17 protein-coding genes and 1 tRNA gene are annotated in these 19,754 nt (G+C 71.8%); 10 read left to right on the top strand and 8 right to left on the bottom strand.

The window, feature by feature from the left end:
- Positions 1-113 precede the first annotated feature (113 nt).
- Positions 114-854, top strand: coding sequence for an HAD family hydrolase (locus ACQEU8_RS29120; RefSeq protein ID WP_433108806.1), 741 nt, complete (start codon positions 114-116; stop codon positions 852-854).
- 157 nt (positions 855-1,011) lie between these two features.
- Here the strand turns inward: ACQEU8_RS29120 and ACQEU8_RS29115 are convergent, their stop codons facing one another.
- Together ACQEU8_RS29115 and ACQEU8_RS29110 are read right to left on the bottom strand one after the other, a co-directional pair.
- On the bottom strand, positions 1,012-1,713 hold the full coding sequence (locus ACQEU8_RS29115; RefSeq protein WP_433106276.1) for a DUF4383 domain-containing protein: 702 nt from the start codon (positions 1,711-1,713) through the stop codon (positions 1,012-1,014).
- A gap of 156 nt (positions 1,714-1,869) precedes the next feature.
- Positions 1,870-3,126 (bottom strand): hypothetical protein, encoded by a 1,257-nt coding sequence (locus tag ACQEU8_RS29110; protein ID WP_433108804.1) that lies wholly within the window; start codon positions 3,124-3,126, stop codon positions 1,870-1,872.
- Between the two features lie 170 nt (positions 3,127-3,296).
- Between ACQEU8_RS29110 and ACQEU8_RS29105 the strand changes: the two genes are divergently transcribed.
- Both ACQEU8_RS29105 and ACQEU8_RS29100 read left to right on the top strand, forming a co-directional pair.
- Positions 3,297-3,368, top strand: a tRNA-Val gene (locus tag ACQEU8_RS29105).
- Between the two features lie 25 nt (positions 3,369-3,393).
- Complete coding sequence (locus ACQEU8_RS29100) at positions 3,394-3,819, top strand: hypothetical protein (protein WP_433106274.1); 426 nt, start codon at positions 3,394-3,396, stop codon at positions 3,817-3,819.
- Here ACQEU8_RS29100 and ACQEU8_RS29095 read toward each other — a convergent pair.
- Positions 3,782-4,708 (bottom strand): DedA family protein, encoded by a 927-nt coding sequence (locus ACQEU8_RS29095; protein WP_433106272.1) that lies wholly within the window; start codon positions 4,706-4,708, stop codon positions 3,782-3,784. The two genes, ACQEU8_RS29100 and ACQEU8_RS29095, sit on opposite strands and share 38 nt — an antisense overlap.
- A 205-nt stretch (positions 4,709-4,913) precedes the next feature.
- Between ACQEU8_RS29095 and ACQEU8_RS29090 the strand changes: the two genes are divergently transcribed.
- A complete protein-coding gene (locus ACQEU8_RS29090) occupies positions 4,914-5,888 on the top strand; it encodes a superoxide dismutase family protein (RefSeq protein ID WP_433106270.1) in 975 nt (324 codons plus the stop codon).
- A gap of 94 nt (positions 5,889-5,982) precedes the next feature.
- Here ACQEU8_RS29090 and ACQEU8_RS29085 read toward each other — a convergent pair whose 3' ends face one another.
- Entirely contained in the window at positions 5,983-7,698 is a 1,716-nt protein-coding gene (locus tag ACQEU8_RS29085) for an alkaline phosphatase D family protein (protein ID WP_433106268.1), read from the bottom strand.
- Between the two features lie 102 nt (positions 7,699-7,800).
- On the bottom strand, positions 7,801-8,481 hold the full coding sequence (locus tag ACQEU8_RS29080) for an HNH endonuclease family protein (RefSeq protein ID WP_433106266.1): 681 nt from the start codon (positions 8,479-8,481) through the stop codon (positions 7,801-7,803).
- 524 nt (positions 8,482-9,005) lie between these two features.
- Here ACQEU8_RS29080 and ACQEU8_RS29075 point away from each other — a divergent pair.
- The 4 genes from ACQEU8_RS29075 (at position 9,006) to ACQEU8_RS29060 (ending at position 14,043) form a co-directional block, all read left to right on the top strand.
- On the top strand, positions 9,006-9,587 hold the full coding sequence (locus ACQEU8_RS29075; protein WP_433106264.1) for a TMEM165/GDT1 family protein: 582 nt from the start codon (positions 9,006-9,008) through the stop codon (positions 9,585-9,587).
- 149 nt (positions 9,588-9,736) lie between these two features.
- Complete coding sequence (locus ACQEU8_RS29070; protein ID WP_433106262.1) at positions 9,737-11,737, top strand: DHA2 family efflux MFS transporter permease subunit; 2,001 nt, start codon at positions 9,737-9,739, stop codon at positions 11,735-11,737.
- Between the two features lie 241 nt (positions 11,738-11,978).
- Entirely contained in the window at positions 11,979-13,016 is a 1,038-nt protein-coding gene (locus ACQEU8_RS29065; RefSeq protein WP_433106260.1) for a peptidoglycan-binding protein, read from the top strand.
- Positions 13,017-13,383: 367 nt separating this feature from the next.
- Positions 13,384-14,043, top strand: coding sequence for an HAD-IA family hydrolase (locus tag ACQEU8_RS29060; RefSeq protein ID WP_433106258.1), 660 nt, complete (start codon positions 13,384-13,386; stop codon positions 14,041-14,043).
- 54 nt (positions 14,044-14,097) lie between these two features.
- Here the strand turns inward: ACQEU8_RS29060 and ACQEU8_RS29055 are convergent, their stop codons facing one another.
- Positions 14,098-14,466 (bottom strand): antibiotic biosynthesis monooxygenase family protein, encoded by a 369-nt coding sequence (locus ACQEU8_RS29055; protein WP_433106256.1) that lies wholly within the window; start codon positions 14,464-14,466, stop codon positions 14,098-14,100.
- A 229-nt stretch (positions 14,467-14,695) separates the two neighbouring features.
- Between ACQEU8_RS29055 and ACQEU8_RS29050 the strand changes: the two genes are divergently transcribed.
- Positions 14,696-16,957, top strand: coding sequence for a bifunctional glycosyltransferase 87/phosphatase PAP2 family protein (locus tag ACQEU8_RS29050; protein ID WP_433106254.1), 2,262 nt, complete (start codon positions 14,696-14,698; stop codon positions 16,955-16,957).
- Here ACQEU8_RS29050 and ACQEU8_RS29045 read toward each other — a convergent pair.
- Complete coding sequence (locus ACQEU8_RS29045) at positions 16,878-17,288, bottom strand: DUF2000 family protein (RefSeq protein ID WP_433106252.1); 411 nt, start codon at positions 17,286-17,288, stop codon at positions 16,878-16,880. The genes ACQEU8_RS29050 and ACQEU8_RS29045 overlap by 80 nt on opposite strands.
- A gap of 116 nt (positions 17,289-17,404) precedes the next feature.
- Between ACQEU8_RS29045 and ACQEU8_RS29040 the strand changes: the two genes are divergently transcribed.
- On the top strand, positions 17,405-18,253 hold the full coding sequence (locus ACQEU8_RS29040) for an AraC family ligand binding domain-containing protein (RefSeq protein ID WP_433106250.1): 849 nt from the start codon (positions 17,405-17,407) through the stop codon (positions 18,251-18,253).
- Positions 18,254-18,340: 87 nt separating this feature from the next.
- Here the strand turns inward: ACQEU8_RS29040 and ACQEU8_RS29035 are convergent, their stop codons facing one another.
- Complete coding sequence (locus ACQEU8_RS29035) at positions 18,341-19,588, bottom strand: cytochrome P450 (RefSeq protein ID WP_433106248.1); 1,248 nt, start codon at positions 19,586-19,588, stop codon at positions 18,341-18,343.
- Positions 19,589-19,754: the final 166 nt, after the last annotated feature.

The following is a 19,754-nucleotide window of genomic DNA, read 5'->3' as shown; positions in this document are numbered from 1 at the left end:
CCACGGTGACAACAGTGACGCAGCACTCCGACGGCTCCGCGGCAGACCGCATCCTGGTCACCAGCGATCTGGACCGCACCCTGATCTACTCGGCGGCGGCCCTGGAGCTGACCATGCCCGACCACCGGGCGCCCCGGCTGCTGTGCGTCGAGATGTACGAGCACCGGCCGCTCTCCTTCATGACGGAGGAGGCCGCCGCTCTGCTGGCCGCGCTCGCCGACCGCGCGGTCTTCGTGCCCGCCACCACCCGCACCCCCGAGCAGTACCGTCGCGTCCGGCTGCCCGGGCCGCCGCCCCGCTTCGCGGTCTGCGCCAACGGCGGCCATCTGCTGGTCGACGGCGAGAGCGACCCCGAGTGGCGGGAACGGGTGCGCGAGCGGCTGACCGAGTGCGCCCCGCTCGCCCAGGTCCGCGACCACATGCTGAGCCGGGCACGCCCTGAGTGGCTGCTCAAGGAGCGGGTCGCGGACGGACTGTTCGCCTACCTGGTGGTCGAACGGTCCCTGCTGCCCGAGACATGGGTGAAGGAACTGGCCGCCTGGGCGGGCCCGCAGGGCTGGAGCGTCTCCCTCCAGGGCCGCAAGATCTACGCCGTACCGCACCCGCTCACCAAGAGCGCCGCCGTCGCCGAGGTGGCCCGCCGGGCCGGGACGGCGCGGACCTTCGCAGCCGGTGACTCCCTGCTCGACGCCGACCTGCTGGGCGCCGCCGAGGTGGCCTGGCGCCCCGCACATGGTGAGCTCGCCGACAGCGGCTGGCAGCTGCCACACGTTCGGGTGCTGCCGGAGCGCGGGGTCCTGGCGGGCGAGACGGTGCTGCGGCGGATGAGTGCGGCGCTGATGGAGCCGCGCTAGGTGTGTTGCCCGGCGCATCTTGGTGGGTCCCTCCTGGTGTGCTGGGGAGGGGGTGCCCCTGCCTGTGCCGGCAGGCTGCGGGTCGTCTGCGGCTGGTCGCGCAGTTCCCCGCGCCCCTTCGGGGCGCGTCCCCCTGCGGCGCTCGGAAGGTCTGCGCCTAGCCGGGGCGCCGCTGATCGCCGTCCGCGTCCTCGGGCGGCGAGGGCGTTTCCGGTTCTCCAACTCCCTCGCCCGGCTCTTCGCCGCCATAGAGCGAGGCCCTGCGGCGCAGTTCCTCGCCGCGTAGCCGGGCCAGCGTCCGTTGTTCGCGCAGGTCCCGGGCGCGCCGGGCGCGTTCGACCTCTTCCAGGTGGCGCTGCTGCCAGTACGGGTTGTCGTGCGGCAGGGCGCTGCCCACCCGCCCGTACATCCCGAAGACGAGCAGCAGCAGTCCGACGACGAAGCTGAACAGAACGTTCTGGAGCTCGAAGGCGAGCACGTTGAAGCGCGTCTCCAGCAGTGCCAGATTTACGAACCCGCTCAGCAGGAACAGACCGCCGAGGGTGATGTTGAGGCCGGAGGCGAAGTTGCCGCCGCGCACCATGCCGGCGAAGAGCAGCAGTCCGACGACGATGGAGAGCACGCTGAGCGCGCCGTTGGTGTTGAGACCGGCCACCCGGTCGCCGCCGATGTCGAAGAAGCCGATGTTGTCGGTGAGCCCCAGAATGCCGAAAGCCGTCAGGATCATCCCCACCAGCCCGGCGCCCACCCGGTAGATACGGCTCAGCTTGTGGTGCACCGGCATGTGCTCGTCCAGCACGCGCCGCCCGCGTGGCAGGAAGCGGCGGTAGCGGAACGTACGGGTCGGTGACGCGGCCACGGGGCCCTCCTCGGGGCGGCCGGAGGCACTCAGCTCAGCTCTCGCCTTCCAGCATCCGCCCGCAGGGCCTGTGCCTCAACAGCGACGCTCAGTAGCGGCAGGGCCCCGGCTCTGGGCCCACACCCCGGCCTCGCCGCAGTGCGTCGGCGGTCCGGCTCAGTGCCCGGCCGCGCGCTCCTGTCGGATCTGTTCGACCACCTGCTGCACCGTCTCCTTGACCGCGTCCAGCTCGGTGAGCAGGTGCCAGTAGTCCGGGTGGCGACCGGTGAGCGAGGCGACCGCGCGGTCCACCCGCTCCACCGCGTTGTCCAGCGGCTGCGCGTGCCGCGGATCGGGGGTGCTGCGGCCGGCCATCGCGAGCCGCTGTGCGTCCCGGATCGCGAAGCGGGTGCGTTCGACCTCTTTGGTGTGGTCGAAGGAGACCTCGTTGAGCCGTTGCAGCCGCTCGCCCGCGGCCTTCACCGCCTCGTCGGTGGTGTTCAGCAGTGCCCGCACCGTCGACAGCAGCGCGGTGGCGTCCGGCCAGCGCTGCTCCTGGCGGGCCGTGCGGGCCTCCCGCAGCTTCTCGTCGGCCTGCCGCGCCGAGCGCTCGGCCTGCTGCGGCACCTGCTGGAGGTCCTGCCAGCACGCCGCGCTGAAGCGGCGCCGCAGCTCGCTGAGGACGGGCTCCACCTGCTTGGCCCTGTTCTCGAGCGCCTCGGTGCGGGTCCGCAGCGAGGCGAGCCGCTTGTCGATGTCGGCCGCCTTCTGCGGCAGCCCCTCCGCCTCTGCGCGGATCGCCTCGGCCTCCCGTACGACCCGGTCGGCGCGGTGGATGGTCTCCTGCACGCCGTGGGTGCCCGCGCCCTCGTTGAGCTTGGTCAGCTCGGGCGAGAGGGCCGCCAGCCGTGCCGCGAGGTCGTCCGCCCGCAGCCCCTTGGCCCGTACGGCGTCCAGCGCGTTGCTCGCGGCCAGCAGCGCCTGCCGCGCCCGCTCGACGGCGGGCGCCAGGCGGGCGAGCTGGTTCTCCGCGCGGGTCAGCAGCGGGCCCAGGCTCTGCGCGAACCGGTCCAGCTCCCCCTTGGCCCGCTCCAGCTCGCCGCGCGCCCGGTCCAGCTCGGTACGGGCCCGGGTGGCGGCAGCGGCGTCCAGGTCGTCACGGTCGAGATCGTGGGCGTCGACCGCGGTGATGTAGTCATGGCTGACGCTGTCGATCCGTCTGCCGAGGTCGGCGAAGTCTGCGGCAGCCTTCCTGCCCGCTGGGGAGCTGTCGACGGCGCTGATCGTCTCTATGGAGATACGCAGCTCACGCTGGGCGGTGTCCAGTTCGTAGAAGGCGGCTGCTGCGGCGTCCTTCGCGGCCTGCGCATCGGCCCGGAGATGATCCGCGCGGCCACTGCCCCAGCCCCAGCGGCGGATGCCACCGCCGTTCATCGCCGTCACGAAACCTCTCCCCGTACGCGCCTGTGGCTCTTCGACCGCTGCTCATTCTCCCACCTGGGCTCAACGAACACACGAGCTGATTCGTTCACGGAACGCTCCCGCCACCCACGTTTGCACTGCCCGCCACCAGGCAAGGTACGCTGTCGTCCCACACATGCTCCGGGCGCATAGCTCAGCGGTAGAGCGCCTGCCTTACAAGCAGGATGTCACTGGTTCGATCCCAGTTGTGCCCACCGGACGGTCAAGCTCTGACCAGCAGTGGAATGGAAGGTCCCCGCAGTCGTCTGCGGGGACCTTTTGCTGTGCGTGCTGCCGGTGGCGTACGAGAGCGTCGCAGTCCGCCGGAGGACCGGCGAGGCGGTCGCGCGGGTGAGGGCCGCCTGCCCCTTGCACCGCGGCCGAAGACCGGCCCGGGAGGCGTACGGCTGCGACGCGGCCACCAGGTACGCGTACAGCGGCATCTCCGCGATGAACGGCACCACGGGTCATCAGGAGGTCGTCGCCGTCGAGGACTTCCGCACTCTCGCGCGCTGCGCCCACCAGCGGCGGCCGGCCCGGCCGGCGTCCGTCAGCCGGGACCGGCCCCGCGGAAAGCTAGCCTGTCCAGCCGAGGACCGCTGTTCGGGAGTCCAGCAGCCATGGGAGTTCACGCGGGCGCTGGTGGCACCGTGGCGGAGCTTCTGACCGTTCCGTCCTCGGCGCCGCCGTCACCGGAAGTGCGTATGGTCGGCAGTACGGGCAGCACGGGGAAGGTGGTGGGGCCGGGAAGCACGCCGCGGGCCGCCGCCAACGCGTTCGGCATCGATGGCCAGCCCTGGGCCGGCAACGCGCCGGGGAGCGGCAGCCGGTCCGCGGCCGGCAGCGCGGGCACGACTGGCGCCGTACTATGCGCCGGCAGTACGTCCGCGACCGTGCCCGCCGCCTCAGCGAGAGGGCCGTCCGCTTCGGTGTCCGCCTCCGGCTCACGCCGTATCAGATAGGCGGCGAATCCGCCGGCCAGGAACAGCGCGAGCACCGAGACGGCCGTGCCCAGCCAACTGGCGCCAAGCCACTGGCCGCCGAGGTAGCCGAGGCCCACGCTGTAGACCGCCCAGGCCACTCCGGCCAGCGCCGACCAGGGCACGAAGTCCCGCGCGCTGCGGTGTGTGGCACCCGCGGTCAGGCTGACGACCGAGCGCCCGGCGGGCGCGAACCGGGCCAGCACGACGAGGGCGCCGCCGCCTTGGGAGAGGGCGCGGCCGAGCTGTTCCTGCGCGGAGGTGAGCCTGCGGGAGCGGGCGACGGCCCGGTCGAAGCGGTCGCCGCCCCGCCAGGCCAGCCGCCACGCCGCCAGATCGCCCAGTACGGAGGCGCAGGCGGCGCAGAGCATCAGCAGCAGCACTTCGACGAGATGGCCGCTCTCGGCCGCGCTGCGGGCGGCCGCGGTGGGCAGGTCGGCGGCGTCGGCGGCCGTGGTCCCCGCGGCGGCGGTGGAAGCGGCGATCACCAGGACGCCGCTGGGCAGGACGGGCACGAAGACGTCGAGCAGTACGGATACGGCGATGACAACGTAGATCCACGGGGATCCGGTCACCGACCCCAGGATTTCCGGCACTGCTGTCCCCGTTTCTTCCCCTGTCCGGCTCTCGTCGGCTGGCGGTTTACCGCCGTACAGCGTACGCCCGGGTCCCCCGCTCAGGGCCGCTGGGTGCACGTGGCGACACTTCTGCCGCACTCGTGGATACGGATGTCACGGAATCGGACCATAGGACAACCGTGAATCAGTGGAGGCCGGCACGATGAGGGCACGTATGCACACGGTGGGGGTGGGGGGAGCGGCGGCTGTCACGCTGGTGACGGCCCTGCTCGCGGGGAGCGGGTCGAGTACGGCGAGCGACGTACCGGGAGACGACGACGGGGAACGCACGGCCCGCGCGGGCCAATTCGACCTCCAGCGCCTCACCGACGTACTGAAGAACCTCGGCGGAGCCGACGTCAAGAGCCGGGACCTCGGCGGCAGGGACATCGACCGTCTCGCGGCGCTGAAGGATCTCCGCGACCTGCCGAACCGCATGCGCGACGCCCAACTCGGCAGCGTGCGCGTGAATGTGAGCACCGGTGAGGTCGAGATCACCGGTGGCAAGGCGCAGGACCGTCCCTTCCGGTTCGGCAGCGACAGCGACGACAGTTCCGATCCGGTCATCCGGCACACCAGCGACGGCGACGCCGCCATCGACACCACCCACTCTGTCGGTGACGCGGCCCGCGGCGGCAGCTACCGGTCGATCCTGGTGCGCTACGACCGGTTCTCGCCGGCGAAGGCGTTCATCCGTCCCGACGCGGTCACCTACGACCGTGCAAAGGTGCCCGTCGGGGCGGGCATCATGGTGGCGCGGAAGGCCACCGAGCGCAGCACCACAGTGCGGTTGCAGGTGCGCGGCCTGCTCAAGAACCGCACCTATGGTGCGCATGTGCACACCAAGCCCTGCGGTGCCAAGCCCGACGACTCGGGCCCGCACTACCAGCACCGCAAGGACCCGGTGCAGCCGTCCACCAACCCCCGCTACGCCAACCCGCGCAACGAGGTCTGGCTCGACTTCACCACCGACCGCAAGGGCCGGGGCGAGGCCGTCTCCCGGCACAACTGGACGTTCCGTGCGGGCGAGGCCGAGTCGGTGGTGCTGCACGAGAGGGGCACCAGCACCGGGCACGGACACGCGGGCCAGGCGGGTGCCCGGGTCGCCTGTTTCTCGGTACCGCTGAGCGGCAGCTGACGCGTACCGCTGAACGGCAGCTGACCCGCTCGCGGACTGACCCGCCCGCGCAACTGCCCCGCGCAGCTGGCCGACCGACGGCACCGACCCGCCGTCAGTTCTGTCCGGCGGCCGGTTCCGCTCCGCTGAGCCGGCCGCTGAAGACCCGCTCCAGTCCGGAGCGGGGCGTGCCGTCCGGCGCGGAGGTCGCCGGGCGGGCCTGGTCGAGCGCGAAGCCGGCGTCGCGGCCGTGCAGCGTCAGCGTCATCAGCATGTTGCCGAACCAGGGGCCGCCGGTCCGCTTCCAGCGGATGGGCGGCTCCTCGGTGCGGGCGTGCCGTTCCAGCGTCTGCCCGAGCCGGCGGCCGACCCGGCTCCAGCCGAAGCGGAAGCCGGCCCGCATCACCGCCGGGATGTCGTTGTGTATCGGCGAGCAGGTGAGCTGCACCACGCGGGAGCGCTGCCCGCCGCCTGCGACCTTCAGGTCGTCGAACTCCGGCTCGGTGACGTACGCGTGGTGCACATCACCCGAGATGACGCTGACCGAGGCGGGCGCGTCCTGGTCGGCGGCCACCCGCTGGATCAGCTCGGTCAGGGCGCGGAAGGAGCGCGGGAAGGCCGCCCAGTGCTCCAGGTCGGCGCGCTGCCGCAGCTTCTCGCTGAACCGCGCCCAGCGCGGCCCGCGCGCCCCCGAGCACAGTGTGGTGTTCCAGGACTCCAGGCCGTGCACTGCGGGCGGCAGCAGCCACGGCAGCGAGGTGCCCAGGATCAGATGGTCGACGGCGCCGGGCCCGCCGTCGAGCACCTGCTCGTGCAGCCAGTCCAGCTCCTCGTCGTCCACCATCCGCCGCTCGCGCTCCGGCAGTACGCGGCCCGCGCGGGTGTCGATCATCACCAGCCGGATCCGGCCGAAGTCCCGGCGGTAGCTCCACCGGGCCGCGGTCGGGTCCTGGTCGGCGCGCTCGGCGTACGCGCGCAGTGGCGGCGCCCCGTCCTCGGCGGCCCGTACGGCCGCGAAGACCGGGTCCTCGGCGAGTTCGGCGGGGGAGAGGTTGCCCAGGTGCTGGTAGACCCAGTACGAGGTCAGCCCGCTCAGGATGCGCTCGCGCCACCAGTCGGTGGCGCGGATCTCGCGCTGCCACGCCTCGCTGGTGTTCCAGTCGTCGATCACATCGTGGTCGTCGAAGATCATGCAGCTGGGGACGGTGGACAGCAGCCAGCGCACCTCCGGGTCCAGCCAGGACTCGTAGTACAGCAGTGTGTATTCCTCGTAGTCGGCCACCTGGTCCCAGGGCGGTCTGCTCACATCGCGGCGCTGGGCGAGCTTCGCGCGGACCGGCTCCGAGGTCTCGTCCGCGTAGACCTGGTCGCCCAGCAGGAGCAGCACGTCAGGGCGGGGGCCGCCGGAGATCGCCTGGTGCGCCAGCGCGTCCAGCGCGTCGGGCCCCATCGGATCGTGCCGGGCGCCCGAGGGGCGGGCGGCCCAGCGGCAGGACCCGAAGGCTATCCGGAAGGGCGCCGTCTCGCGGGGGGCCGCCTCGGGCGGCGGCAGGGTGCGGATGGTGCTGGTGGGGAACGGGGAGTCGGGCAGCGGCCACACCTGCTCGCCGTCGAGCGTGACGCGGTACGGCGTCTCGGTGCCCGGCTCCAGGCCGACCACGGTGATCAGCGCGTAGTGGTGTCCCGCGACCTGCCAGGTGCGGGCCGTGCCGCCCGCTGTCGAGCCCTCGCAGTGCACCTCGGCCTGACAGGGTGTGTCCGTCTCCACCCATACCGTGGCGGTGTCCTGGTCGACGTAGCGCAGCAGCGGGCCCAGTCGGAGGCCGGTCATGCGGATCTCCCTCGTCCGTGTGGCGCCGTACGGTGCGGGCCTTGAACCCGCACCGTACGGAACGAGGGAGCCGTCCGACCAGTTTCCTGACCGGGTACGGGCTCAGCAGGTGCCCAGGGCCTTCTTGAGGGCCGCCTTCTCCTCGGAGTCCGCCGTCATGTCGTAGGTGTGCTTGACCCAGATCCACATGCGGGCGTAGGTGCAGTGGTAGCCGGACTCGGACGGCATCCACTTGGCGGGGTCCTTGTCACCCTTCTCCTGGTTGACGTTGTCGGTGACCGCGATCAGCTGGGCGATCTTGAGATTGTTGGCCAGCTCCTGGCGCTTGTCCTGGGTCCAGTCGGCTGCACCGGAGCGCCATGACTCGGCGAGCGGGACGATGTGGTCGATGTCCACGTCGGAGGGCTTGGTCCAGGACCCTCCGTCGTAGGGGCTCTTCCAGGTGCCCTTGGTCGGGTAGCAGTCGCTGCCGGTCTCGACGCCCTCGCCGTCCCGCTTGAGGACGGCTTCGCGGGTGTCGCAGTTGTCGCCCTGGTCGCTCCAGTGCGGGAATTTCTCGCGCGAGTAGCCGTCCATCGAGCCCTCGGCCTTCTCGGTGAGGTCCCCGAGCATGGTGGTGGCCTCGGATGCGCTGGGCGGCGCCGGGGGCTCGGCGGCGGCGGGGGAGGCGCCCAGGGTGAGGGCGGTCAGCGTTCCGCAGACGGCGGCTGCGAGGGCCGCCAGGAGCGCCGACCAGCGTCGACGCGCGTAGAGGGTGAGGGCTGTCCGGTGCTTGTGCGCCATGCGAACTCCCATGGTGTGGGGGGAAGTCGAGCGGTGGTGCGGTGGAACGGTGCGTCGGGTGCTTGCTGTCGGGTGGTGCTGTTGGCGGTGCAGGCACACAGCCTGACGGTCGTGTGCACGTCACTTCAAGAGCCTGCCCGGGAAACAGTCTCCGTCCACACGCGATACACCCACCCGACGGATGTCGTACGGGAGTTGGCCGCACAAGCCGTTCGCCGTCCCCCTCTGCCACGCCTCCCGGCTCCTGCGTCACATGGAGCGTCGATCGCAGCGGGGCGCGGACATCGCGTACAGTCGTACGAGTCTGAAGGGGAGTAGCTCTTCGCCGGACCGTCGACACACTGGCCCGCCGCGTGCGGGCCCGGCGCCCGGAGCGAGGCGTCCGCCACTCGGTGGCGGTGCCGCGCCAGCGAGACCTTCGGCCGTAGCGTCCGCGTTCGTGCCCGGTGCACGGACAGCCCATGACGCTGCCGTGCCGAAGTGTGCTGGAGCCGGTGCGGCAGCCCCGACCACGGAGGAACCCCGTGCTCAGCCTCACCGTCACCGCCGTCGTGTTCGGCGTCGTCTTCCTCGCCGAACTGCCGGACAAGACGGCCCTGGCCGGACTGATGCTCGGCACCCGCTACCGCGCGTCCTACGTCTTCGCGGGCGTCGCCGCCGCTTTCCTCGTCCACGTCGTCCTCGCCGTCGCGGCGGGCAGCGTGCTGACTCTGCTGCCGCACCGGCTGGTGCAGGGCATCGTGGGCGTGCTGTTCCTGCTGGGCGCCGCCATGCTGCTGCTCAAGAAGGACGACGGTGAGGAGGAGCAGGCCCGCAAGCCCGCCGACCAGTCGTTCTGGAAGGTGGCGGGCAGCGGCTTCATGCTGATCCTCGTCGCCGAGTTCGGCGATCTGACGCAGATCATGACCGCCAACCTCGCCGCCCGCTACGACGACCCCCTCTCGGTGGGCGTGGGGGCCGTCCTCGCCCTGTGGGCGGTGGCCGCGCTGGGCATCCTGGGGGGCCGCACCCTGATGAAGTACGTCCCGCTGCGGCTGATCACCAGGGTCGCGGCCCTGCTGATGCTGGCCCTGGCCGCGTTCAGCCTCTATGAGGCCGTCGCCTGAGGGGTGCCCGTCATGAGGCCGTCGCCTAGGGGCCCCGTTGAGGCCGTCGCCCAGGGGCCCCGTTATGAGGCCGTCGCCCAGGAGCTGCCCGTCCCCCGAACGGAGGCGGTCGGCGGGCCGGGGCCCACCCGGCAGGGCACCGTGGGCGTATGAGCGGGGAACACGCGGCGGCAACGGCACCCCCTCGCACCAGCGGGGTACTGCTGCCGATCAGCGCGCTCCTGCTCGGGCTGCTGCTGGCCGCGCTCGACCAGACGATCGTCGCCACCGCGCTGCCCACCATCGTCAGCGATCTCGGCGGCATGGAGCACCTGTCCTGGGTGGTGACCGCCTATCTGCTGGCCGTGACGGCGGCCACCCCGCTGTGGGGCAAGCTCGGCGACCAGTACGGGCGCAAACGCCTCTTCCAGATCGCCATCGTGATCTTCCTGGTGGGCTCGGCACTGTGCGGGGTGGCGCAGGACATGCCGCAGCTCATCGGCTACCGCGCCGTACAGGGCCTGGGCGGCGGCGGGCTGATCACGCTGTCCATGGCGATCGTCGGCGATCTGGTGCCGCCCCGCGAACGCGGCCGCTACCAGGGCCTGTTCGGCGCGGTGTTCGGTGCGACCAGCGTGCTCGGCCCGCTGCTGGGCGGCTTCTTCACCGAGCACCTCGACTGGCGCTGGGTCTTCTACATCAACCTGCCGATCGGCATCGTCGCCATGGTGGTGATCGCCCTCGCGCTGCACATCCCGGTGCACGCCCAGCCGCACCGGATCGACTACCTCGGCACGTTCCTGATCGCCGCCGTCGCCACCTGTGTCGTGCTCGTCACCTCACTGGGCGGCACCACTTGGCCATGGAACTCGGCACAGATCTACGTACTGTCCGTGCTGGCCGTCGTCATGGTGCCGTGCTTCATCGCGGTCGAGCGCAGGGCGGCGGAGCCGGTGCTGCCGCCGAGCATCTTCGCCGTGCGCAACTTCACCCTCTGTTCGGCGATCAGCTTCGTCATCGGCTTCGCCATGTTCGGCTGTCTGACCTATCTGCCGACCTTCCTCCAGGTCGTGCACGGGATCACGCCGACGCTGTCGGGTGTGCACATGCTGCCGATGGTGGGCGGCGTGCTCGTCTCCTCCACACTGTCCGGCCAGCTGATCACCCACACCGGGCACTGGAAGATCTTCCCGGTGCTGGGCACCGCGATCACCACCGGCGGACTTCTGCTGCTGCACCGGATGACGCCGGACAGCTCACAGTGGGAGATGGGCATCTACTTCGCCGTCTTCGGCCTCGGCCTCGGACTGGTGCTCCAGGTGCTGGTGCTGGTCGCGCAGAACGCCGTGCGCTACGCGGACCTGGGTGTGGCCACCTCCGGCGTCACCTTCTTCCGCTCCGTGGGCGCCGCGGTCGGCGTGGCCGTCTTCGGCGCGATCTTCGCCTCCCGGCTCGGCGGCAAGCTCAGCGACGCGCTGCGCGGCCAGAACCTGCTCGCAGGGATCACACCGGAGTCCCTGGAACACGACCCGCAGACCGTCGGGCGACTACCGGCCGCTGCCCGGCGCGGGGTGCTGGACGCCTACTCGTCCGCCATCACGGATGTCTTCCTCTACGCCGCGCCGCTCGCCGCGCTGGCCTTCGTCCTGACCTGGCTGCTGCGCGAGCAGCGGCTGCGGCGCAGTGTGCAGGTGCCCGACGAGAGCGAGACGCTGGGCGCGTGCCCCGTCGAGCGCAGCCCCGCCGACGAGGTCCTGCGGGCCCTCTCCCGGCTGAGCACCATCGAGGGCCGGCGCGACCTGTACGCGCGGATCGCCCGGACCGCCGGGCTCGATCTGGCCCCTGCCGCAACGTGGATGCTGCTGCGCGTCCAGTACGACGGGCCGGTCGAGCCCGCGCTGCTGGAGGACGCCGGGGTGGTGCCCCGTCGCGTCATCGCCGACGGGGCACGGGAGTTGGAGGAGCGCGGGCTGGCGACCCGGGAGGGCCTGGAGCTGGTGGCCACCCCGCGCGGCGAACAGGCGGCTCGTGCCCTCTCCGACGCCCGCCAGGAGCAGCTGGCCGAGCTGCTGGGCGACTGGTGGACACCCGACCGCCCCACGGATCTGACGGAGCTGGTACGGCAACTGAACGCGGAAGTCGGCGAGTCGGAGCCGCCCCGGGCGGCGTGACCGCGACGCGGTTGGCGGCGCGCGGTCCGGCGAGCGCTCTCGTCCAGCCGCCCAGGGCGCTTCCGCAGAAGAAAGGCGGACTCTTCCGCAGTGTGAACTTTCCGCACCTGTCAGGCTTTTCCTGTGTGCTTGACCCTGACCGTCCTCGACCGCGTATGGTCCAGCACTGGACAGTTACTGGCGATTCGGGCACGGCCGCCGTGCGACGGACGGAGTGGCGGTGCCAGGGGAGGGGACCGGGATGACGGGGGACGGACGATGTCCCGAGTGCGGCGGGAGCGCTCAGGCGTGCGCACACGCTGACGGTACGGCAGCCGGCAGCGGGCCGCCCGGCGGAGGAGAATCGGCCGGCGGCGGACCGGCCGGCGGCGAGCCGGCGCGGGAACCGGAGGATCCGCTGCACATCCGCCCCTACGTAAAACTGCGGGAGAGCGACTCCGCGCAGGCTCGGCACGAGGCACCCGAACAGGCCGCTGTGAGCGCCCAGGACGCCCATGTGCCGTTGCCCGACCTGTCGCCGTTCGCCGCACACGGTACGGAGGAGACGGCCGAGCTGCCCGCCGTCACCGGATCGGGTGGCAGCCGGGCTTCGAAGCACCGTGCGCAGTCCTCCGCCGCCGCCCCGGCGCCCGCGGCCCACCGCCGGATGCGTGAGCGCCGCAGACCCAGCACGGCGGTGTTCGCCGGGGTCGGGGTGGCGGCAGTGCTCGGCGGCGGCCTGCTGACGACCCAACTGCTGACCGACGACGGCAGCCGCACCGGGGACGGCCGGGCACTGCGCCACATGCCGACCGGCGCGCCCGACGACGACCTGTCCTCGCCCTCCCCGTCCGCCGAGGAGACCCCGGAACGCAGCGAGCGGCCCCAGCCCGCCCCCTCCCGCACCGGCGCCTCCCAAGCCCCCCGCGCAGACCGGAACGGCGGCGAGCACACCACGCGCCCGTCCCCCTCGCGGAGCGGCAAGGGGCGCCCGACCGGCCGGCCGGGCCAACCGGGGGACGGGCAGCGGGACCACGGCCGCCCGCATCCGGGATGGCCGGGCCGCCCCTCGGGAGAGACCCTCCGCCCCGGAGACACGGGCGGCGATGTCGTCGAGTTGCAGCGCCGCCTGAAGGAGGCCGGCTACTACGACCGCGATGCGCCGGAGGACGGCGTCTACTCCTCGCGCGTCCAGGAGGCCGTCTTCCGCTACCAGGCGCACTACCACCTGTGGGACGACACACCTGGCGAGTACGGCCCGGCCACCCGGCGCCATCTGGAGGCCCGCACGTCGGGCTGAGCGGGAGCGCGGGCAGGGCTGCCTTTTCCCGTACAGGGGCCTGTTCTCCGGTCCGGCGCAGGCGGGCTGTATTCCGTACGGGCACAGCAGGGCTGTTTCCGTGCGTTCACAGTGGGCCGTTTTTCTGGACCGGCACAGGGCTGGCCGGATTCCAGAGCTGGTTTGTATGATGGAGAAACAAATGGTCCCGCCCGTGTCCCTCACCTGACGGGAGGGGCGTCCCTGACCGGCGGGCGGGCCATCTGTTTTCTCGTCCTGTGCGTTCTGTTCGCCGTCATTTCTTGCCACTGCTGCGCCCTCTTTCCGGCAGCTGTGCAGCATTTCTGACGGCTGTGCGCCGACCGATCGCGATCCCGGGAGCCTCCGCATGCCCACACCGCCGCTCACCGTCCGCGCGCTGCTGCTCGACATGGACGGCACGCTCGTCAACTCCGACGCCGTGGTCGCGCGGGTCTGGCGGGGCTGGGCCGTCGAGCAGGGGCTCGCCCCCGACGAGGTGCTGCGGGTCGCACACGGCCGCCAGGGACATCTGACGATGGCCACGCTGCTCCCGGACCGCCCGATGGAGCAGAACTACGCGGAGAACAGCGTTCTGCTGGCGCAGGAGACCGCCGACACCGACGGCATCGTCCCGGTGCCCGGCGCGCCCGCCTTCCTCGCGGCGCTCCAGGAACTGCCGCACGCGCTGGTGACCTCCGCGACTCCGGCCCTGGCCGCGGCGCGGATGGCGGCGGCCGGGTTGCGGATGCCCGCGGTCCGTATCACCGCCACCGATGTCAGCGCCAGCAAGCCCGATCCCGAGGGGTTCCTCAAGGGCGCGGCAGAGCTGGGTTTTCCGCCCGCGGAGTGTGTCGTGTTCGAGGACTCGGGCGCGGGTATCGCGGCGGGCCTGGCCGCCGGTATGCCGGTCGTCGGCGTCGGCCCGCGCGCCGGTGAACACGGCCCGACCGTGCACGTGCCGGACCTGGAGCAGGTGCGCGCCACCCGGCTCGCGGACGGCCGTGTGCGCCTCACGTTCGACGGCTGAGCTGCCCCGGCGGCGTAGCGAGATGCCGACGGCGCAGCGCCGCCGTCGGGGGCGTCACTTCTTCGGCGGTGCCTGCTGGACGACCTCGAACGACCAGGTCTCCGAGTCGGTCGCCGCGGGCTTCGGCCGCTCCTCGCCGCCGGTCCCGGACTCGGCAGGCTTGGCCTCCGTGCCGCTGTCGGCGCCCTTCGCGCGCTGGTGGGCCTCCTTCATCGGGCCGTTCATCCACGCCTGGAACGACTCCTCGTCCCGCCAGCGGGTGTAGACGAGATAGCGGTCGGTTCCCTCCAGCGGGCGCAGCAGTTCGAACCACTCGAAGCCGTCGGCACTCTCCACGAAGCCTTTGCGTGCGGCGAACCGGCTTTCCAGCACCTCCCGCTGGTCGGCGGGCACGGTCAGCGCGTTGATCTTGACGATGCTCATGGGCCCATCCTGCCTCACCGCCGTCACCACGCCGCCGCCCCGGTGACAGGTCTGTCCGGGTTGGCGGCCCGTCGCACACAGCTGTCAGGTAGCGAGTAGGTTTCTAGCGTCTGACCTGAAGGCTGCCTCTCAGAACGGGGCTGCCTCTCAGAGCGAAGCGGGGCGGGGCGGGCGAGTGCGGGGGACCCGCGGAGAAGAACACCGGCGGACAGGACGGAGACGGCGGGGCGTGGCGGCGGAATCGGTGGCGGACGGGCCCAAGGGGGCGGACGCGGGCGGCAAATGGCACCCGTCCGAAGGCGGACCGGGTGGACCGTACCGGAGACCGGCCCGGCAGTGGGGGCGGCTGGGGTCCCGCTCGGGCATGGTGTTGGCGGGCCTGTGGTTGCTGGCGCTCGCGCTGGCCGTCCGGCAGGCGGCCGCCGTGCTGCGGCTCCCTCAGGACGAGCGGCTCGTCGACCTGTTCGCCTGGACCGGCGACAACGGCGTGCTGCGGGTGCACGGTTCCCTCTACGACGGCGAGACGCCCTTCACCGGGACGCCGTTCGCGGGCCTTGTCCTCAAACCGCTCACCAGGGCCGCGGAGCAAGGGCTGGGCGTGGCCTGGACGTTCGGCACGATGCTGCTGGTCGCCGCCGTCGGTGTGGTGGCCGCGCGGGCGCTGCCCGAGCCGGTCTCGCGGCGTACCGCGCTGTTCGCCGTGCCGGTCGCGCTGAGCCTGCTCGTTCTGTCGGTGCCGGTGCGCAACACCTTCCACCTCGGGCAGACCAGTGTCCTGCCGGTGCTGCTGGTGCTGACCGCCTGGCTGTTGGGCGGCGAGCGGGCCCGGGGTGACCGCAGCGCGGAGCACGGCGGGCGCGGCGAGGCCCTGCGCCGTCTCCTCGCGACATGTACGGAAGCCCTCGGCGGGAAGGCGGGCGGCGTACTCGTCGGTATCGCGGGCGCGTTGCAGCCCGCCACCTTGCTCTTCGTACCGCTGCTGTGGCTCACCGGGCGCCGCACGGCCGCCGTCTCCGGCGCGGGGACGTTCCTCATCTGCACCCTGACCGGCTGGGCCGCCATGCCGGACGACTCGTGGACGTACTGGATACACCACGTGGCCGGTGTCGGCCTGGGTGATCCGGCGGCCGCGACCGCCAACCAGTCGCTGCACGGTGCCCTGTTGCGTGCCGGGCTGCACGGCCGGCCGGAGGCGGTGCTGCTGGTCGTGATGGTGGCCGCCGTCAGCTGGCTGGCGCTGCGCCGTGCGGTGCGGTACGCGCGTGACGGGCAACTGCTGCTCGCTGCGGCTGTCGTGGGGTGCGCCGCTGTGGTCGCTTCGCCGATGGCATGGCAGCACCAGCAGCTGTGGGTGCTGCTGGCGGTCGTGGGCCGCGTCGGGCGGCGCACCGGGGACCGGCTGGTGTGGCCGGTGTTCGTGGTGATGGTGATGACGCTGGACGGCACCGCGCTGGTGCCCAAGGTCGCCGCGTTCGGTGTGCTCGGCGACAACGCGGTGCTGCTGGCGGCACTGCTGGCGTCCTGCGCCGTCCCGTTCGTGCCGCGCACCTCCCCGGCCTGGGCCGACCCGCAGCCCTCCGGCCCGCTGAGCCGCCCCAACCTGATGCTGGAGCTGCTGCTGATCCGCGTCGGCTACTGGGCGTACTCCTGGGTGCGCGCCCACGCGCCCGACTCGCGCTCCCTGGCCGAGGGCCACGGCCACCAGATTCTTACCGCGGAGTCGTTCCTCCACATCGACATGGAGCACAGCCTCAACAAGCTTGCCGCGCGAACGGAGTGGCTGCGGGACGCCTGCGACACGTACTACACGACGTTCCATTTCCTGGTGCCGATAGCCCTGTTGGGCTGGATGTACGCGCGCCGTGTGCAGCAGTACCGGCCGGCGCGTACGGCGCTGAGCCTCGCCACGCTGCTGGGGCTGATCGGCTTCTGGCTGTACCCGCTCGCGCCGCCGCGGCTGATGCCCGGCCAGGGCTACATCGACACGGCGCACGGCCCGCAGGACCTGTCCAACCCGGACTTCGGCGCGCTGACGCAGCTGTCCAACCAGTACGCCGCGATGCCGTCGCTGCATGTGGGCTGGTCGCTGTGGTGCACGATCGTCGTCTTCACCATCACCCGGAACCGCTGGCTGCGGGCGCTGGGTGTGCTCTATCCGCTGCTGACGACGTTCGTGGTGATGGCCACCGCCAACCACTACCTGCTGGACGCCGCGGGCGGTGCCGCAGTCGTGATGGCGGGCTTCTACGGTCAGCGGTGGCTGGCCCGGCTCCGGGGCGGCGACGACACGGCGGCGCACGAGGGATCGGGCGGCCCGGAGGCCGTCGAGAGCGGCTTCGGGACCGCAGAGGGCGGCGGCTCCGGGACCGCCGAGGACCAGGGCGTGGCGGCGGACGACCGTCCGGAGCCGGTCACCCGTGCAGCTTCAGACCTTTCACTGCCCGGTCAACCGAGTTCCGGGGACCGTAGAGCGCCAGCCCGGCAAGACTGAGCTTCTCCGCCTCGACGGCCCGAACGGCGGCCCGGTTGTCGGCGTCGTTGTCGGTGGCGAACATCTCGTCGGTGTAGACGGCGATGGCCAGCCCCCGGGACAGGGCCCGGCGGTGCGCCGTCGCCAGCCCCTCCCGGTCGGCGGCGAAGCACAGTACGGGCTCGCGGACCATCGGCAGATAGCGGTTGCCCGAGCCGTCCTCGTACGGCTCGCCGATCACCTCGTCGGAGGCGCCGGCGATCCCGCTGGCCAGGAAGGCGGTCACATTGAGCTTCTGCCAGTCCGCGAGGTCCGAGCGGACGATCACGGCGATCTTTGTGTCGAAACGCATGGGGTCAGCCTGCTCGCGTCCCTGGTCAGCCGTCTTGAACGGATGTGCGCGTGTGCTGGCAGACTGGTTGGACAGGGCGGGGTGTGCGGGACGGGAGAGGCACAGGAGGCTGCCGTATGGGCGAGGGAGTTGGTTCCGCGGGGTCGGCCCCGGGCAACTGGGTCCGCTACTGGCGGGCGCCCGACCAGCCGCTGGAGGCCATGCGTGCCCACTTCACCGGCCGCGTCTTCCATCGGCACAGCCATGACGCCTACTCCTTCGCCGTGACCGAGACGGGTGCCCAGCGCTTCCGCTGCCGCGGCGGTGACCACACCAGCGGCGCGGGCATGGTGATGGCCTTCAACCCGGACGATCCGCATGACGGCGAGGCCGCCGTCCCCGCGGGCTTCACCTACCGCATCGTCCACCTGGGCCCCGATCTGGTGCGGTCCGTCCTCACCGACGCCGCGGGACACGACGCCCCCATGCCGCTGTTTCCCGAACCGGTACGTGAGGATCCGGTGCTGCGGACGGCGCTGCTGCGGCTGCACGCGGCCCTCGCGGGCGGGGCGGCGGCGAGCGCGCTGGTGCGGGACGAGCGGTTGACCGAGACGGTGGTCGCCATGGTGCGCCGGGGTGCGCGTACCCCGGCGCGTGCCACCATTCCGCACGCCGGGTCGGTGGCCGTACGCCGGGCCCGCGAGCTGCTGGAGGAGGACTGGGCCGGGGAGATCCCCGCCGAGCGGCTGGCGCGGGCGGCCGGGTGCAGCCGGTTCGCGCTCTACCGCGCCTTCCGCGCGGAGCTGGGCATGCCGCCCAGCGACTTCCAGCGGCAGCTGCGGCTGCGGGGCGCCCGCCGGATGCTCGCGGGCGGCGCCACGGCAGCCGAGGCGGCGGCGGTCTGCGGATTCGCGGACCAGGCACATCTGCACCGCTGGTTCGTCCGCTCCTACGGCATCACCCCGGGCGCGTACGCCCGCAGTTGAGCACTCGCCGGGTCACGCGTACGCCGGTCAGTGTCCGTGTGCGCCGATCCGCTGCGCGCGTACATGCTCAGCCGCGCGCGTACGCGGTCAGCCGTAGAAGACCCGTAGCTCCTTGATCCCGTTGAGCCAGGCCGAGCGGAGCCTGCGCGGCGTGGGACCGGCGAGGGAGATTCCGGGGGTGAGGTCGGCTATGGCGTCGAAGATCAGGTTGATCTCCAGCACGGCAAGGCTCTTGCCGAGGCAGAAGTGCGGCCCTCCACCGCCGAATCCGAGGTGGGGGTTGGGATCGCGGGTGATGTCGAAGACGTGCGGGTCCTCGAAGACCTCGGGGTCGTTGTTGGCGGAGGAGTAGAAGAGGCCGATGCGCTCCCCCGCCGAGATCTTCTGCCCGCCCAGTTCGGTGTCCTGGGTGGCGGTGCGCTGGAAGGAGACCACGGGCGTGGCCCAGCGCACGATCTCCTCGGCCGTGGTCGCGGGGCGCTCGCGCCGGTAGAGCTCCCACTGGTCGGGGTGGGTGAGGAAGGCGTGCATGCCATGGCTGATGGCGTTGCGGGTGGTCTCGTTGCCCGCGACGGCCAGCAGGATGACGAAGAAGCCGAACTCGTCCGCGCTGAGGTTGCCCTCGCCCTCGGCGGCCACCAGACGGCTGACGATGTCCTCGGCGTACTGGGCCGGGCACTCCTTGCGGGCCTGGGCCATCGTCATCGCGTACGAGACGAGCTCGGCCGCCGACTGGGTGCCGACCTCCTCGGTGATGGCGTACTCGGGGTCGTCGTAGGCGACCATCTTGTTGGACCAGTCGAAGATACGGGAGCGGTCCTCCTGCGGTATGCCGATGAGTTCGGCGATGGCCTGCAGCGGCAGTTCGACGGCGATGTCGGTGACGAAGTCCCCGCTGCCGCTGTCCCTGGCCTCCCGTACGATGCGCGCCGCACGCTCGCCCAGGGCGGCCTCCAGCGCACGGATGGCGCGGGGCGTGAAGCCCCGCTGCACGATCTGCCGGACCCGGGTGTGCTCGGGCGGGTCCATATTGAGCATGATCAGCTTCTGGACGTCGATCTGGTCGCGGCTCATATGGTCGGCGAACCTGATGACAGCGGTGTTCAGGTTGGAGGAGTAGAGCTCCGGACGGGTGGAGACCTCCTTCACATCGGCGTGCCGGGTCACCACCCAGTACCCCTCGTCGTCGAAGCCCGCCACCCCGCGCGGCTGCCGGTTCCACCACACCGGTGCGGTCTCCCGCAGCAGGGTGAACTCGGGGAGCGGCACGCGCTCCTGGTAGACGTCCGGATCGGTGAAGTCGAACCCGTCGGGCAGCGCGGGGCAGGAGGACATCGGCAGCTCCACTCCATCTTCGACGTAGCCGGCGGCTCGTCCGCGCGACGTACTGGGGCATACGGCGAACGTGGCTGACGGGCCGTCAGAATCGCCCCGAAGGTAGTAACGGGTTCTACAAGTGGCAAGGGGCGCGGCGGCAGTTCTTGCGCACGGAGCGTGCGGC

It is taken from the genome of Streptomyces sp. CA-250714 (assembly GCF_050936705.1).
Taxonomy (GTDB): domain Bacteria; phylum Actinomycetota; class Actinomycetes; order Streptomycetales; family Streptomycetaceae; genus Streptomyces.
The sequence above is the reverse complement of the archived record's forward strand: the minus strand, read 5'-3'. Positions and strand labels throughout refer to the sequence as shown.

What these genes read in the sequence shown, in the direction of transcription:
- ACQEU8_RS29120 (WP_433108806.1), top strand. Translation starts at nt 114, where the DNA reads ATGCCCGACCACCGGGCGCCCCGGCTGCTGTGCGTCGAGATGTACGAG.
- ACQEU8_RS29110 (WP_433108804.1), bottom strand. Translation starts at nt 3,126, where the DNA reads ATGAACGGCGGTGGCATCCGCCGCTGGGGCTGGGGCAGTGGCCGCGCG.
- ACQEU8_RS29090 (WP_433106270.1), top strand. Translation starts at nt 4,914, where the DNA reads ATGAGGGCACGTATGCACACGGTGGGGGTGGGGGGAGCGGCGGCTGTC.
- ACQEU8_RS29085 (WP_433106268.1), bottom strand. Translation starts at nt 7,698, where the DNA reads ATGACCGGCCTCCGACTGGGCCCGCTGCTGCGCTACGTCGACCAGGAC.
- ACQEU8_RS29080 (WP_433106266.1), bottom strand. Translation starts at nt 8,481, where the DNA reads ATGGCGCACAAGCACCGGACAGCCCTCACCCTCTACGCGCGTCGACGC.
- ACQEU8_RS29070 (WP_433106262.1), top strand. Translation starts at nt 9,737, where the DNA reads ATGAGCGGGGAACACGCGGCGGCAACGGCACCCCCTCGCACCAGCGGG.
- ACQEU8_RS29065 (WP_433106260.1), top strand. Translation starts at nt 11,979, where the DNA reads ATGACGGGGGACGGACGATGTCCCGAGTGCGGCGGGAGCGCTCAGGCG.
- ACQEU8_RS29060 (WP_433106258.1), top strand. Translation starts at nt 13,384, where the DNA reads ATGCCCACACCGCCGCTCACCGTCCGCGCGCTGCTGCTCGACATGGAC.
- ACQEU8_RS29055 (WP_433106256.1), bottom strand. Translation starts at nt 14,466, where the DNA reads ATGAGCATCGTCAAGATCAACGCGCTGACCGTGCCCGCCGACCAGCGG.
- ACQEU8_RS29045 (WP_433106252.1), bottom strand. Translation starts at nt 17,288, where the DNA reads ATGCGTTTCGACACAAAGATCGCCGTGATCGTCCGCTCGGACCTCGCG.
- ACQEU8_RS29040 (WP_433106250.1), top strand. Translation starts at nt 17,405, where the DNA reads ATGGGCGAGGGAGTTGGTTCCGCGGGGTCGGCCCCGGGCAACTGGGTC.
- ACQEU8_RS29035 (WP_433106248.1), bottom strand. Translation starts at nt 19,588, where the DNA reads ATGTCCTCCTGCCCCGCGCTGCCCGACGGGTTCGACTTCACCGATCCG.